The organism is Shouchella tritolerans, from assembly GCF_025770735.1.
In the GTDB taxonomy this organism is placed as follows: domain Bacteria; phylum Bacillota; class Bacilli; order Bacillales; family Bacillaceae_D; genus Shouchella; species Shouchella tritolerans.
The window spans coordinates 360,136-375,120 of record NZ_JAODPB010000001.1; the positions used below are offsets into that span (position 1 = coordinate 360,136).

Genomic DNA, 14,985 nt, shown 5'->3' on the forward strand with positions numbered 1-14,985 from the left:
AGTGCTCACTGTTTAATCGCCTCCTCGCTCATTGTTCGTTTCAATGCTGTTTCCAATAGGACATTGACGCCCTTTTCGCAGTCCTCCCAAGAAGTCCATTCTTCCTCCGCGTGACTGATTCCTCCCTGGCTTGGTACGAAAATCATCGCTGTCGGGACAAGGGAAGAAATAAATTGAGCATCGTGGCCAGCACCGCTCACCATGCGTTTATAAGGATAACCGAGCGTTTTTGCCGATTCTTCTATTTGGGCGACAAGGCTGTTGTCAAACCAAACCGTCTCTCGGCTCCATCGTTTTGTTGCCTGACAAGGAAGGGTGCACGCTGCGGCGACTTCATGAATCACAGTCTCTACTGCAGCCAGCACGGCTTCGTCTTGGTGCCTAGCTTCAAGAGTGAAGACAGCACGGCCAGGAATGACTGTATGGATGTTCGGGAACACATTAAAGCGGCCGATCGTATAAACGAGCGTGTCGTCTAACTGTGCCAGCTTTTCATGGAAAGCCGTCATGCAGGCGTTGGCTGCGGTTAGTGCATCGTGACGCATCCCTTGCGGCGTGGTTCCGGCGTGGTTGGACTTGCCGCAAATGTCGATTTCGTAACAAACCATGCCAACAACGCACTCAACGGCGCCGATGGTTTGCTTTTCTGCTTCTAAAACCGGCCCTTGTTCGATATGCAGTTCTAAAAAAGCGCTTGCGTTCGTCAGCCGATTGTGGGCGGAGCCAGCAAAACCACTCGCCGACAGAGCCTCTCCGAAAGAAACACCATCTTGGTCCGTTGATTGCATCATTGCGTCTTTGCTAAATTTTCCAGCCAAAACTCCTGATGCCATCATCGAAGGCTCGAAACGGGCTCCTTCCTCGTTTGTGAAATTGATCAGCCCTAGAGGCAGGTTTAATTCAAGCTTATGTTCTACTATTGTGCGCAGCACTTCTAAGGCGCCTGCAACACCGAGGACACCATCGAAACGCCCTCCTTTTTTAACCGTGTCAAGGTGGGAACCAAGGTAGACGGGCGGGGCATCGTGCTGTTTTCCTGGGATTATACTGTACATGTTCCCGAGATCGTCCGTTGTTACTTCAAGCCCGAGCGATTCACATTGCTGGCGCAGATAAGCCCGCGCTTGCTTGTCTTCTTCAGACAGGGCAAGGCGCGTCACGCCATTGTTGGCCGTTGCCCCGAATGCTGCGAACGCCTGGAGCGTTTGTTTAAGCCGTTCGCGATTGATTGCTAACTTATTGGTGTTCATGGGCATTGCCTCCTTGGCTAGTAACAGTTGGCCAGACTTGCCCTTTACAAAAAAGGGTTGAAGCATACTTGCGTGCATTAGCGTTTGCTGCTAAAAAGGTTTTGGTTGTCCCCGCTTTAGTGAACAATACCGTTGAGCCGTTTAAATGATCGGAAATGGATATGATTTTATAGCCGTCACCGATGAGCGCATCAATTGCTCCTTTTTCTTGTTGAAAGTGGGTGTGTTCAGCCATCAAACCTCTCCTTTCTAACGTTTCATGTTGGTGCCTTTGCGGAATAACGGGTAGGGTGTACACGCTATCAGCGCTGGCCTACTAAATCATTCGTCCATAACTCCCCATAACGCGCCCGTTTTAGAAACGACCCTTCCCCTGGAGTGCCGACATACGTTTGATCGCGGATAATGACTTTTCCTCGCGACAACACCGTCCGTGGCGTCCCCTTTACCTGCATTCCTTCAAAGGCGCTGTAATCAACAGCGAGGTGGTGTGTACGAGCTGATAGCACACGCTCTTCCTGGGGGTCAAACAAGACGATGTCTGCATCGGCACCGACAGCAATGCAGCCTTTTTTCGGATACAGCCCGAACAGTTTGGCAGCTCGCGTCGAGACGAGGTCGACAAACTCGTTGAGGCCAATGCGCCCTTTGGCTACGCCTTCTGAATACAGAAGTGAAAAGCGATCTTCAATAATAGGCCCACCATTTGGGATTTTCGTGAAGTCGTTCACGCCCAAGTCTTTTTGGCCAGTGAAGTCAAACGAACACTGGTCGCTGCCAATGGTTTGCAACGTCCCCGTTTTTAGCGCCTTCCAGAGGGCGTCTTGGTGCTGTTTTTCCCGCAGCGGCGGCGACCATACATATTTGGCTCCTTCAAATCCAGGCTTTCGCAACATGCTTTCATCAAGCACTAAATATTGCGGGCATGTTTCGCCCCAAATGTCTGCCCCTTGCTTACGCGCTTCGGCAATTTGTTGGACGGCCTCTTGGCAAGTCACATGGACAACATACAGCTGCGACTGTGCAAGGGAAGCGAGCTGGCAAGCACGCCCGGTCGCTTCTCCTTCCGCTTCGACGGGGCGAGTAAGAGCGTGGTATATCGGCGCCGTTTTTCCTTCTTTCAACGCTTGCTTTGTTAAATAATCAATGACATCGCCATTCTCGGCATGGACCATGACTAAAGCGCCTAGTTCTTTCGCTTTTGTGAGTGTCTCAAAAAGAGTGGCATCATCGGCTTGGAACACATGCTTATAAGCCATAAACACTTTAAAGGAAGAGATGCCTTCTGTTGTGACGATCGCTGGCAATTCATTGAGCACAGCTTCATTGATTTCGCCGATCATTAAATGGAAGCCGTAGTCAATGGCTGCTTTTCCTGCCGCTTTTTTATGCCATGTTTCTATTGCGGATTGCAGCGGCTTTTCTTTCTCAGTCAAGCAGAAATCAATGATCGTCGTTGTCCCGCCATAGGCAGCCGCAATTGTTCCTGTTTCAAAGTCGTCTTTTGTAACGGTGCCCCCAAATGGCATGTCCAGGTGTGTGTGGGGGTCAATGCCACCAGGAAAGACAAAACAGCCGCTTGCATCGATTGTTTCGTCTACCCCTTGAACAGCCAATTGTTGGCCAATTTGCGCAATCGTTTCATCTTCGATTAACAAGTCAGCTTTATACGTATCAGAAGCGGTTACAATCGTCCCGTTTTGAATCAGTCGTTTCATTGGTTTCCTCCTTTTTCTAGCTGTGTTTAAGCTCGATTTAGTCATTGGCAATAGCAGCCTGCCGTTCATTCCAAGACATTGGTGGCAGCCCGTTCGGTTTTGACACCATTGCAATCGCTCCCTCTACTGGGCAAACAATCGAGCACAAGTTGCAGCCAACGCATTCGTCTTCGTCGACTTTCAAGTAAGGAGCACCGTTCTCGTCTGCATAGCGGCCAATGCATTGGTGGGCCGTATCTTCACAGGAGATGTGGCATTTGTTGCAGTTGATGCATACATCCGGGTTGATTCGAGCAACGACTTGATGGTTTAAATTGAGGTTGCCCCATTCAGAATAGCGATGAACCGATTGGCCAACTAAATCTTGCACAGAAGCAAGCCCTTTTTCATCTAAATAGGCTGATAGCCCATCAAGCAAATCTTCGACAATGCGAAAGCCGTGGTGCATGGCAGCGGTACACACTTGCACGTTTGAAGCGCCCATCAGCAAAAATTGCACTGCATCTTGCCAAGTAGCAATGCCGCCAATTCCTGAAATGGGTATATCGACATTCGGATGGCGCGCACAATCGCCAAGCATATGCAAGGCAATTGGCTTAACAGCTGGGCCACAGTAGCCGCCATGAGTGCCTAGGCCATCGACATTCGGTATCGTTTGCCAAGTGTCAATGTCGACGCCGGCAAGGCTGTTGATTGTGTTAATTAAACTAATGGCATCAGCGCCACCTTGAGCAGCGGCCTCGGCAGTGGCGGTAATGTCAGTAATATTTGGTGTCAGTTTGACGATAACAGGTGTCGTTGCTACCTCTTTTACCCAAGCTGTTTGCTGTTCAACGAGCGCTGGCACTTGGCCAGAGGCCGAACCCATACCTCGTTCCGCCATGCCATGGGGACAGCCAAAATTTAGTTCAAGGCCATCAACGCCTACTGCTTCAACGCGTTTGACAATCTCATGCCACTTTTCCTGTTTAGGCTCCACCATTAATGAGGCGACAATGGTATGGTTGGGGAAGCGTTTTTTTGTATCGGCGATTTCTTGCAAATTAATATCCAGCGGGCGGTCTGATATTAATTCAATGTTATTAAAACCTGCCACGCGCTTGCCATTGAAGTGGAGGGCAGCGAAACGGGAGGTTGAGTTGATAATCGGTTCACCAAGCGTCTTCCAGACGGCCCCGCCCCAACCAGCCTCAAATGCTCGCTGAACTTGATAGCCAGAGTTGGTCGGCGGAGCGCTGGCAAGCCAAAATGGGTTAGGTGATGTGATGCCAGCTAAATTGCTAATGAGGTCAGCCATCGAATTCCTCCTTATGCACTCGTTTCAGCCCGGTGGCTGCGTCGATTTTTATCAATCGCGTACGCGACTTGCTTTCCTTGTTCGGCAGCCGCGACAACCATTGCTTCGCCTTGCCCATGGCCGAATATTGCATCGCCACAGGCAAAAACCCCTTTTACAGATGTTTCATAGTTGTGGTCAATTGAAATAACACCGTTGTGTGTAGCAATGCCAACATCGTCGAGCCAACGATGGCGCGCTTGCCCAATCGCTTTGATGATAAAGTCGGTTTTAATGACAAATGTCGCTCCTGTAGGAATCGGTGTTCTTCGTCCACTTGCATCTGCTTCAGCCAAAGCCATTTCGGCGCATTTTAAAGCAGCTACGCGCCCCTTTTCATCACCAAGGACAGCAATAGGGGAGACAAGCCAGCGAAATTCAACGCCGTCTTGTTTGGCAAACTCATATTCAAATTGATAAGCAGTCATTTCTGCTTCTGTGCGGCGATAAAGAACTTTGACGTTTTCCGCCCCTAAACGGACGGCGCATGTTGCTCCATCAATCGCTGTGTTGCCGGCGCCGATAACAACGCCTCGCTTTCCCTTGAATTGTTGGGGCAATGTTGTGGACTTCGTTGCTTTTACAAGGTCAATTGCGTCATAAACACCATGAAGTTCTTCGCCGGGAATGCCAAGAGGTGGCACGTGTGCCATGCCAACCGCTAAAACGACGGCATCAAATGATTGCTGTAGCTCTGGCAGAGAAAGGTCGACTCCAATACGCGTGTTCGTCTGAATCGATACGCCAAGAGACTTGACCTGTTCCACTTCCCATAAAGAGATGCGCTTTGGCAGGCGGAACGAGACGATGCCGTACGTATCAAGGCCGCCGGCTTCGCTTTCTGCTTCATAAACAGTCACCGCATAGCCAAGCAAAGCAAGCTCCCGCGCGGCTGATAATCCTGCTGGCCCTCCGCCGACAACCGCTACTTTCTGTCCGTTTCGTTTGCCCGCTGTAAACAGTGTTTTCTCATTTTTGATCGCCCAGTCGGTCGCATAACGCTGCAATTTTCCGATCATAATTGGTTTCGATGTCTGATTCAAAACACACGCGCCTTCACATAGTTCTTCCGTCGGGCAAACCCTGGCGCAACTAGCCCCAATTGGGTTAGCCTCCATAATCGTCCGAGCGGAGCCAGTCAAATTATTTGTTGTGATTTTTTGAATGAATGAGGGGATGTCAATTCCTGTAGGACATGCAGAAATGCATGGTGCATCATAGCAATAAAGGCACCTCGTTGCTTCGTCTGTCGCTTCTTGGGTAGATAATGGCGGTTCGACTTCTTGGAAATTCAATGGGATGGATTCCGATCGTTCCATATAATAGCCTCCCTTTTTTGACAGTACCAGTTAGGCCCAAGCTGGTATTTACATAAACTATATGATAGAAATAATTGAAAATCACTGTTATCGTTAGATTTTCTATCCAATTCTGAATTAAATGGATAAAGTCGTTTCTTTCAAATGGAGAACAGCAGCGAGCAGCCAAATGGTTTAGGCACGTGGTTAATAGAAGCAACGGGTGATCCCTTTTTGCAAAGAGGTCAGAACAAGTTGACTACGTTTGATTGGTATTCCATCAAGTAGACAGTGGAAATTAAAACAATTAAGCGGCCTAGCTCTATACTCCATAGAACGAAGGCCGCTTAATCGTTTTATATCTACGACAATTATAAAAGTGATGTACTCACTTATCGCAAGAGAAAGTTTCGCAAATGTCTAATATATAACCATACTTCTTACTTTTCAGTGTTCCCCAAAAAGATGGATCCATCATAAAGATCACAAATACGACTTAGCGCTTGATGCTATGTCCATAGGTCCGCAAAGGAATCAATGGGCTATATTTGTTTTGAATAGCTTTATCTAAGCCAGAATCAGAAATAAGAATATCGGCACAATCTAGTGAGCCAAAGGTTGAACTCGAGTCTTGATTAAACTTTGTATGATCGATGAGAGCGATTTTTAACTTGGCTCGTTTCAAATTTTCTTTTTTCGTTTTAACTTCTTCAATATTAAACTCTGAAAAACCACTTTCAATTGATAAACCAGATGCGGAAAAGAAGTATTTATCAATGTTAAATCGGTCTAAAATGGGATCTTGAAATTCATCATGGATTGTATTCGAATCTGTCCGTACAATGCCCCCAAAAATAATGACGGTTAAATTTGGATTTTGCTTTAAAATCATCGCGGTAGATAGCCCATTTGTTAGAATAGTATTTTTGTTTTTATAGGATGGGTCAGCTAATAATGAAGCAAATTCAAAGCAGGTTGAACTTGAGTCTAATAAGAGTGTGTCTCTTTCATTTACGAAAGATAGCGCTACTTGAGCGATTTCTTCTTTTTCTTTTTTATTAATGGAAGCACGAATATTATACATTACGATTTTTTCTTTACTTTCTTCTTTTTTTCTTTTGTAAATAACCCCACCATGTGTTCGTTCAAAATCATCCGAGTCTGCCGTGATTCTATCCAGATCACTTCGAATTGTTGGAGCTGAGACATTAAATGTCTTTGCTAATTCTTTAACATAAACAGTTCCTTTTCGGTATATCTCCTTCTTTATTTTTTCTTCTCTTTCTTTAGCAAACATGACAACGCCACCTCTAACTACATTTTAAATTTATTATAGCCGAAAATAAAAAAAAATAAACCAAAAAAGATGTTGACTTGGTTTTGTTTCAGGACTATAATCACCTTAAAAAGAAAGTAAAAGAAATAAAAAGAAAATAAAACGAAAGAGGTAGTGTCTATGTTAATCACAGGTAAAGAAATGTTGGATGTAGCAAAGGCAAATCATTTTGCTGTTCCTGCATTCAATGCAGGAAGTGGTCAATTATTGACTGCGGTGATGGAAGCATGCGAAGAGGCAAAGGCACCGTTTATGATGGCGATCCACCCAGCTGAATTAGCTTTTTTACGTGATAGTTTTGTTAGTCAGGTTTTATATGAAGCTCAACATTCCAAGGTTCCAGTCGCTATTCATTTAGATCATGGCGCATCCATTGCACAAGTTGTTCATGCCATTCAATTAGGATTTACTTCAGTAATGATTGACAGTTCGCACCTACCATTCGAAGAAAATATTGCAGCTACTAAGAAAGTGGTTGAGATTGCTCATTCCATTGGTGTCTCAGTTGAAGCAGAATTAGGAACGATTGGGGATACGGGTAACACAGTGGAAGGGGGTGTGAGTGAAATCATCTACACGGATCCAAAAAAAGCAAAGGAATTTGTTGAGCGAACAAACATTGATTCATTGGCGATCGCTATTGGTACAGCTCATGGCATCTATCCAAAGGATGCTGAGCCTAAGCTCCGTCTAGACATTTTAGAGGAAATTAACAAGTTAATCGATATTCCGTTAGTATTACATGGTGGATCAAGTAATCCTGATCAGGAAATTGCTAAGTCGATCGACCTCGGTATCGCTAAAATTAATATATCTTCTGACATTAAAATTTCATTTACAAATAAATTGAGAGAAATATTGAACAATGGCGATTCGGAAATTCGCGAGCCCAATGTCATTTTTCCTGACTGTATTGCAGCAGCTAAACAGACATCTCTTGAAAAAATTAAGCTATTTAAAACGGATAATAAAATCCATTTGTATAAATGAAATGAAAACTTAAACTTACGAGGTGAACAGATGGATATTCTCAATGAAGAAATTATGGCAGTTAATTTACCAGGTACTACCAAAGAAGAGGCCATAAACACCTTAGCGAATTTGTTGAAGAAGAAAAACTATATTAACGATGTTCCGTCATTTGTAAAAGATATTTATCATCGGGAATCGCTAGGTCAAACGGGTATTGGCAATTTTATTGCCATTCCCCACGGACTTAGTGAAAGCGCTTTAAAAAATGGAGTCGCTATTGGTAAGTTTTCGAATGAAATTGCTTGGGAGACATTAGATGGAAAAGGGGTGAGAATTGTTTGTCTCTTTTGCGTACAAGCTGGAGATGGGCGTGAAAATGAGCATTTGAAAATGTTAGCCAAGTTAGCAGGAAAACTAGGCAATGATGAGGTCGTAAACAACATATTGAAAGCGAATACAGTACATGAATTAAAGCAAGCATTCGCTTAAATGGAAATGAGAGGAGATTGTTCATGTTGAACATTGTTGGGATTGCAGCGTGTACGGCAGGAATTGCACATACGTATATTGCTCGTGAAAAACTAGTTTCAGCAGCTAGGAAAGCGGGTCATCGCATCCATATAGAAACACAAGGAACCATTGGTGTACAAGATGAGATCCCGCAGGAGTTGATTGATCAAGCGGATGTGGCGATTATTGCAGCTGATGTGAAAGTGGGTGGCAAAGATAGATTTAAGCATATACGAATAATTGAAGTTCCTACAGAAGTGGTGATTAAATCTCCTAATAAGTTTATTAAAATGGTTGAAGAGGTCATGCAAAAGGGAGCTGATGCATAATGGCAGAGCAAACTTCAGGTAAATTATTTACTAATCTGAAGCAACATGCACTAACAGCCATTTCGTACTTAATTCCAGTTGTTGTTAGTGGTGGTTTTCTGTTAGCAATCGGTAGTCTTTTTGGTGGAGTAACAATTGAGAATATCCAGGATTCTTTTGGGTTTTTTGACACGATGTACACGATGGGTGGACTTATTCTAGGAATGCTACCCGTCGTCATTGCTACTGGGATTGCCTTCTCCATTGCAGATAAACCCGGTATTGCCCCAGGTTTTCTAGTGGGATTAGTGGCAATTAACATGAATTCTGGTTTTATCGGAGGATTTGTCGGTGGTTTTATTGCTGGTTATATTGCAAAATTTCTAAAGGACAAAATGAAGGTTCCCCAATGGGCAGAAGGGCTTAAACCGATGCTGTTGATTCCATTTGTGGCGTCATTAGCGGTAGGAATCATTATGTATTATGTCTTAGGAACACCTATTTCCATTTTGACCGATGCCTTGAATAATTACCTTTTGGGCTTAGATACAAGCCAAAAACTATTATTCGGCTTGGTTATCGGTATTTTATCTAGTGTGGATTATGGCGGGCCAATTAATAAAGTCGTCTTCGCTTTCTTGCTGTCACTTCAATCAGAGGGCATTAATGAACCAATGGCCGTGTTGATGCTAGCATCTATGGTTACCCCATTTGGAATGACAATAGCGTATTATATGCAAAAAGTCTTTGGCAAAAATATTTATGTACGAATGGAAGTAGAAACCCTTAAGACCGCATTTCCTATGGGGGTTTGTATGATTACTGAAGGCTGTTATCCGATTATTTTCAATGACTTATGGCGCTGTATTCTCTCAACAGGTATTGGGGGAGCCATTGGAGGTGCGATGAGTATGTATTTAGCTGCAGCATCCCCGGTTCCGCATGGTGGCTTATTTGCAATGGTCACAATGACCAATCCGTTAGCTTGGTTCGCTTCTTTGTTAGTAGGCTCATTGGCTACCGCCATTGTTTTGTACGTACTGAAAAAGCCAGTATCATTAGACGATGTAAAAGAGCTGACAGAAGAGGATGAGCGAGAAATTGATATCAAAGAGCTGAAAATTACCTAACTGGAGGAAGCGAGAATGACGATCGTATCGAATGCGTATAAAGAGCGTGTAAAAGAAATCTTTCAAAAATCACAAATTGTTTTAACGGAGCAGGAGCTAGCAAGTATTGATTATGCTGAATTTGGATTAGACAATATTGAAGAAGAAGGATTAAATTTAATTTTATATGTAAACAACGATCGTTACTGTGCGAAGGAGATGGCGCTATTGCCAAACCAGGCTTGCCCAGAGCATTGGCATCCTGATTTGGAAAATCGAGAAGGGAAGCAAGAGACCTTCCGATGTCGTTGGGGAGAGGTATACCTGTATGTTGAATCAGACAAAGAGCTTGTACCAGAGGAAATAAGTGTTTCGATTCCTGAAAAGAATAAGCCATATTATACCGCAAGTAAAGAAATTCATTTAAAGGCTGGTGAGCAATATACGATTGCTCCGCGCACAAAGCATTGGTTTAAAGCGGGAAAAGAAGGCGCTGTAATCAGCGAGTTTTCTTCACCAAGCTTTGATGAATTTGATTTGTTCACAAATCCAAATGTAAAGAGAGACATTAGAGATAGATAATTTCTGAATTGGATGAAAACGCCTTAGTGAAGGCGTTTTCGAAACTTTATAAGACAAGGAGGGGACTCAGTGAAGAAAATTTTAAATCAACGAGAAACGATCATTTCTGATATGTTAAACGGCTTTATCAAAGCAGAAAGAGATCATATTGCTGTATCGAAAGAACATGATCGAGTATTGTATCGAAAAGAAAAGCAAGAAGGGAAAGTTGGCATTGTCATTGGTGGCGGGAGTGGTCACGAACCATTGTTTTTTGGACTTTTAGGGAAAAACTTAGCCGATGCTGTGGCTGTAGGGAATGTGTTTGCCGCACCCACACCACAAACCGTTTTGGCAGCGATCCATGAAGCGAATCAAGGGTCAGGGGTCATCTGCCTGTTTGGAAACTATGCAGGTGACGTCTTGAATTTTGATTTGGCTAAGGAAATGGCAGATTCTGAAGGGATTGCTGTAGTGAATGTGGCGATTAGTGATGATATAGCTTCTGCTCCAATGGAATATCGGGCGGACCGTAGGGGAATAGCTGGCGATTTATTTGTAATAAAGGAAGTAGCTGCAGCAGCTGCTAAAGGTTCTTCATTAGAGCTGTGTCACCGAATTGCCGAAGAATGCAATCAGCGAACATATTCAATTGGGGTAGGGATTAAACCAGGTACAAATCCAGTCAATGGAAAGCCAAGTTTTACATTGAACGATGATGAAATTGAATTTGGGTTAGGGATTCATGGTGAACCTGGAATAGAAAAAATGCCTATTTTTTCGGCTGAAAAGCTCGTTAAAAGAATGTATTCGGTTTTTGATGAAGAGATTACGGGTTATTCGGAAAAAGAAGTAATCGTCTGTGTAAATGGTTTAGGTTCAACGACTTTAATGGAGCTGTATATTATCACAAATGAGTTCATTGATCTTTTGGAAGGCAATGAATTTCTAGTGTTAGATACGGTTGTGGGTAACTTTTGTACGACTCAGGAAATGGCTGGCTTTTCACTCACTGTTCAAATATTGACAGAAGAAATAAAAGAACTCTATCAAATGGAAGCGATGAGTCCCCATTACTTTCATAAGGAGAGCTATTAATGTGCAATCAGTTAACAATGGAGCAAGTCAAAGATATGCTGCTTCGTATTGCAGACGTATTGATTCAAAAAGAAGACGAGCTAGGAGAGATTGATCGACAGATAGGTGATGGCGATCATGGAGCCGGAATGGCTACTGGTGCCCGAGCGATTCAAAAAGAACTAGAAGAGCTGCAAATCACAAGTGTGAACCAAGTTTTTCAGAAATCAGGCACGGCGATGAGGGAATCTATGGGTGGTGCTTCTGGTGTGCTGTTTAGTAGCTTATTTTTAGCCTTAGGAAAAATAGGGCCTGAAGCTTCTGAAATAGACGTGGCAAGCTTTTCCGAAGGAGTCCGTCAAGCTGTTAATGATATAAAAATAAGAGGCAGAGCCAGTCTCGGAGACAAAACAATGCTTGATGCGTTAGAGCCTGCAAGCGCGGCCTTGACAGAATATAAAAACGCGACTTTTGTAGAAGCTTTGGCGGCTGCCAAAAGTGCAGCACAACAGGGAGCGGAAAAGACCAAAGGTTATGTTGCTAAATTTGGGCGAGCTAAGTTTTTAGGAGAGCGCTCGCTTGGTTATCAAGACGCAGGCGCAACCTCTATCGCTATTATGATGGATGAAATGTATCAATTTGTAAGGGAGGAATTCAAATGAAAATAGGATTTGGGGCAGATCATAATGCTTTTCATTTTAAAGAAGAATTATTAGCCTACGTCAAAGAGTTAGGCTATGAAGTCGTTGATTTTGGTGCATATAGTGAAGAAGATATTGATTATCCTAATATCGCCTTTCAGGTATCAAAAGCCATTAAAGATAAAAAAATTGATCGAGGAATTTTGTGCTGTGGTACAGGAATTGGGATGGCGATTGCTGCGAATAAAGTTTCAGGAATTCGTGCAGCTCAAATTTTTGAGTCGTATGGCGCGCAGAGAGCTCAATTAAGCAACAATGCACAGATTATTACCTTTGGTGCATTTGTGCAAGGCATTGCCTCCGCAAAAGAACTTGCCAAAGAGTATTTAGCCAACGGCTTTCAATCAGGGACAGGTTCAGAACGGAAGATCAATCAGATCTGTCAATATGAGCAACAAACTCACGGTGAGTAATATGGATAGAAAACCGGTCGTTGGGATCAGTTTAAAAATCTATATGAATACGGTAGCAAAGACACGAGCGTATGTACAGCAATTGAAAGCGCTTTGCCAAGACATATCGAAGTTAGAGGTTTTTATCTTTCCAAGTTTAGGCACGATACCTTGCGTTGCAGAGTTATTAGAGAATACTAATATCGGTTATGGAGCACAGAATATTGCCCCTGTCGCCAATGGCGCGTTTACAGGAGAGTATTCGATTGAATCGTTATTGGAATGTGGTGGCACTTTGGTGGAATTGGGTCATGCAGAGCGGCGAGCAAACTTTAATGAAACAGATGAAATGATTAACCAGAAGGTACGCTTGGTGCTTGAACACGGGATGACACCAGTTTTGTGTATTGGAGAATTAATCGAGCAAAAAGAAAGAGCCAGAGATCATTTACGACAACAATTAGTATCCAACTTAGCGGCAATTGATTCAGCAAAGCTTGAAGAGGTCATTATTGCTTATGAACCAATTTGGTCGATAGGTCAGGCAGAAGCAGCAGCTCCAGAATATGTTCATGAGATTCATAAAATGATTCGGCAATTGCTTGATGAATTGTATGGACAAAAGGTTTCAGAGAAAGTTCGCATCATCTATGGTGGTTCCGTAAGCAAAGAAAATGCGGGTGCTATTATAGCCGATGAGAATGTCGATGGTGTATTTGTTGGTCGATTTGGACATGACCCAGACAATTTCAAGGAAATTATTGAAGTCGTAGCAAGAAATAAACGAGCGAGTAAATAGTAGTAATTTTATAACATTCTAAAATAAACCAAGACATCTGTTCATTCATCACGACGATGAGTGAACGGATGTCTATTTTTGTATGTGGAATTTATAGCCCCTTGACATTCAATAAACTAGCAACTTTTAGCTATTGGCAACTTAATTAGTTTGGTACGCTTGACTAGTCAAGGCTCTGCGTATTTGATTGGATTGTAAATTTCTGCGAAAAGTTGTTTCTTTCAAATTGAAAAGATGGAAACAGCATCGGAGCAGCGAATCCGTTTAGGCACGTGTATAATAGAAGGAACGGATGATAACTTTTACAAAGAGGTCTTGTCGATGAACTCATTCTTAAAACGTGTGCGGCTTGCAGTTCAACTTCCGCAAAAACAGGCGGTGTTCCAACTGAACAAAGAACGGATCGGCGTCCCGTTTTTATATGTTGGTTTGCTGCTCGCCTTTGTCTGTATCCCATTGTCGATTGAGACATTTTTACAGTCAGAAGGCATTATTGCCGATTTGGCGTTGCCTATGTTTCTTGTCTATTTTGTGTTTGTTTATTTTCCGTTATTTGCCCTTTCCGTGTACAGCCTTTTAGCGGTTGTGACAGCATTGGCTTGGGCGATCGCGCTAGCGGCTAAGCGGAAATTAACGTTTTTAATGCTTTATAAAATTGCTTGCTTTGCGGCAACGTTGCCGATCCTTGGTTACGGTGCTTGCTTGCTCGTAAATGAAACATGGGCTGAAATTTGGGTAGGAGTGAGCATCGTGTTTATACTGGTGCTTTTGGTCCGGCTCCTTTTCCATTATCCACAGGCGAATAAAAGCAAGCTACTTAAACAAACGAAATAAAAGCTCACACAACGTTGGCTGTGTGAGCGATAAAAAACGTAACTTAAGTGAGGTGAAGAGTGATCGAACGTAAGCCAATTATTCTCGTACTCATTGGATTCGTAGGGGTTGTCCTGTTTACGGTAGGTATTTTCTTTAGTTCTAACAGTGTGGGGCCCATTATAGGGATAACAGGAGCAATTTCTCTTTCGTATAGTGCGTACAAACTAACTTCAGGATTAATGAATAATAAAGCATAAAAAGGACTCTTTGTTCCCTGGAAAATGACAGCAAAGGACGGATTTATAGAATGATAGCCTTCCCAGAAGGGAGAAGGAATAGGCTAGCTTCCCATACAAACAATTAAAGGAGCCTGGGTCAACCTATAATGTAAAAGAGAATGGTTGAAAGGGTGGAAACAGTATACTGATCATAAGAAATGAGTAAAGTAAAAAGACAGAAGGTATACCAGCACCTTCAGTCAACTAATCGCTCGGTTCCCTCCAAGGGGGATCGGCCGATGGTTACGAATCATCCACCTGAGCCGTTAACTCAAGGGTGGATGATTTTTTGTGGTTGTGAAATGACAGCAATGCAACGATCAGTAGCTTGAACGTCAACATAAGGGAAATTCCTCTCTATTGGTCATAGACTCTTTTAGATACTGTCAGTTAACATGTTGCATTGAAAGGGGATAACTTTACTATCCAAATTTCTATCTTTAACGGCAATCGATGTCTGAAGCCCTGTAGCGAACAAAAGCAAGTTACATAAACAAGTGAAATAGAAAGCCGACAACGTTTGC

Annotated in this window: 16 protein-coding genes; 10 read left to right on the forward strand and 6 right to left on the reverse strand. The window is 43.3% G+C overall.

Annotated features, from left to right (window positions below):
- Window positions 1–5: 5 nt before the first annotated feature.
- From N6H06_RS01740 to N6H06_RS01765, 6 genes are all read right to left on the reverse strand, one after another.
- On the reverse strand, window positions 6–1,250 hold the full coding sequence (locus N6H06_RS01740; protein WP_263705479.1) for a Zn-dependent hydrolase: 1,245 nt from the start codon (window positions 1,248–1,250) through the stop codon (window positions 6–8).
- Entirely contained in the window at window positions 1,237–1,485 is a 249-nt protein-coding gene (locus tag N6H06_RS01745) for a hypothetical protein (RefSeq protein ID WP_062745138.1), read from the reverse strand. The genes N6H06_RS01740 and N6H06_RS01745 overlap by 14 nt, the downstream gene beginning before the upstream one ends.
- 67 nt (window positions 1,486–1,552) lie before the next feature.
- Window positions 1,553–2,968 carry a dihydropyrimidinase gene (gene hydA, locus N6H06_RS01750; RefSeq protein WP_263705480.1) on the reverse strand — a complete coding sequence of 472 codons (1,416 nt, stop codon included), beginning with the start codon at window positions 2,966–2,968 and terminating at the stop codon, window positions 1,553–1,555.
- 37 nt (window positions 2,969–3,005) lie between these two features.
- Window positions 3,006–4,265, reverse strand: coding sequence for an NAD-dependent dihydropyrimidine dehydrogenase subunit PreA (preA, locus tag N6H06_RS01755; RefSeq protein ID WP_212954550.1), 1,260 nt, complete (start codon window positions 4,263–4,265; stop codon window positions 3,006–3,008).
- An 11-nt stretch (window positions 4,266–4,276) separates the two neighbouring features.
- The gene (locus N6H06_RS01760) at window positions 4,277–5,623 is read right to left on the reverse strand and encodes an NAD(P)-dependent oxidoreductase (RefSeq protein WP_212954549.1); all 1,347 of its coding nucleotides are present in this window, start codon (window positions 5,621–5,623) and stop codon (window positions 4,277–4,279) included.
- A gap of 475 nt (window positions 5,624–6,098) precedes the next feature.
- Window positions 6,099–6,899 carry a DeoR/GlpR family DNA-binding transcription regulator gene (locus N6H06_RS01765; protein WP_062745143.1) on the reverse strand — a complete coding sequence of 267 codons (801 nt, stop codon included), beginning with the start codon at window positions 6,897–6,899 and terminating at the stop codon, window positions 6,099–6,101.
- A 159-nt stretch (window positions 6,900–7,058) separates the two neighbouring features.
- Between N6H06_RS01765 and N6H06_RS01770 the strand changes: the two genes are divergently transcribed.
- The 10 genes from N6H06_RS01770 to N6H06_RS01815 all read left to right on the forward strand — a co-directional run bounded on the left by N6H06_RS01770 (window position 7,059) and on the right by N6H06_RS01815 (window position 14,201).
- On the forward strand, window positions 7,059–7,928 hold the full coding sequence (locus tag N6H06_RS01770) for a ketose-bisphosphate aldolase (RefSeq protein ID WP_062745144.1): 870 nt from the start codon (window positions 7,059–7,061) through the stop codon (window positions 7,926–7,928).
- Between the two features lie 30 nt (window positions 7,929–7,958).
- On the forward strand, window positions 7,959–8,399 hold the full coding sequence (locus N6H06_RS01775; RefSeq protein WP_062745146.1) for a PTS sugar transporter subunit IIA: 441 nt from the start codon (window positions 7,959–7,961) through the stop codon (window positions 8,397–8,399).
- Window positions 8,400–8,425: 26 nt separating this feature from the next.
- Window positions 8,426–8,749, forward strand: a complete 324-nt coding sequence (locus tag N6H06_RS01780) for a PTS fructose transporter subunit IIB (protein ID WP_062746544.1) — start codon at window positions 8,426–8,428, stop codon at window positions 8,747–8,749.
- The gene (locus N6H06_RS01785; RefSeq protein WP_062745147.1) at window positions 8,749–9,858 is read left to right on the forward strand and encodes a PTS fructose transporter subunit IIC; all 1,110 of its coding nucleotides are present in this window, start codon (window positions 8,749–8,751) and stop codon (window positions 9,856–9,858) included. Before N6H06_RS01780 ends, N6H06_RS01785 begins: the two co-directional genes overlap by 1 nt.
- A 15-nt stretch (window positions 9,859–9,873) precedes the next feature.
- On the forward strand, window positions 9,874–10,419 hold the full coding sequence (locus N6H06_RS01790; RefSeq protein WP_062745149.1) for a D-lyxose/D-mannose family sugar isomerase: 546 nt from the start codon (window positions 9,874–9,876) through the stop codon (window positions 10,417–10,419).
- A 69-nt stretch (window positions 10,420–10,488) separates the two neighbouring features.
- Window positions 10,489–11,496, forward strand: a complete 1,008-nt coding sequence (locus N6H06_RS01795; protein WP_263705481.1) for a dihydroxyacetone kinase subunit DhaK — start codon at window positions 10,489–10,491, stop codon at window positions 11,494–11,496.
- A complete protein-coding gene (dhaL, locus tag N6H06_RS01800; protein ID WP_263705482.1) occupies window positions 11,496–12,137 on the forward strand; it encodes a dihydroxyacetone kinase subunit DhaL in 642 nt (213 codons plus the stop codon). The genes N6H06_RS01795 and dhaL overlap by 1 nt, the downstream gene beginning before the upstream one ends.
- The gene (locus tag N6H06_RS01805) at window positions 12,134–12,589 is read left to right on the forward strand and encodes an RpiB/LacA/LacB family sugar-phosphate isomerase (protein ID WP_062745153.1); all 456 of its coding nucleotides are present in this window, start codon (window positions 12,134–12,136) and stop codon (window positions 12,587–12,589) included. The genes dhaL and N6H06_RS01805 overlap by 4 nt, the downstream gene beginning before the upstream one ends.
- 1 nt (window position 12,590) lies before the next feature.
- Window positions 12,591–13,367, forward strand: coding sequence for a triose-phosphate isomerase (tpiA, locus tag N6H06_RS01810; protein WP_263705483.1), 777 nt, complete (start codon window positions 12,591–12,593; stop codon window positions 13,365–13,367).
- Between the two features lie 321 nt (window positions 13,368–13,688).
- On the forward strand, window positions 13,689–14,201 hold the full coding sequence (locus N6H06_RS01815; protein WP_212954546.1) for a hypothetical protein: 513 nt from the start codon (window positions 13,689–13,691) through the stop codon (window positions 14,199–14,201).
- Window positions 14,202–14,985: the final 784 nt, after the last annotated feature.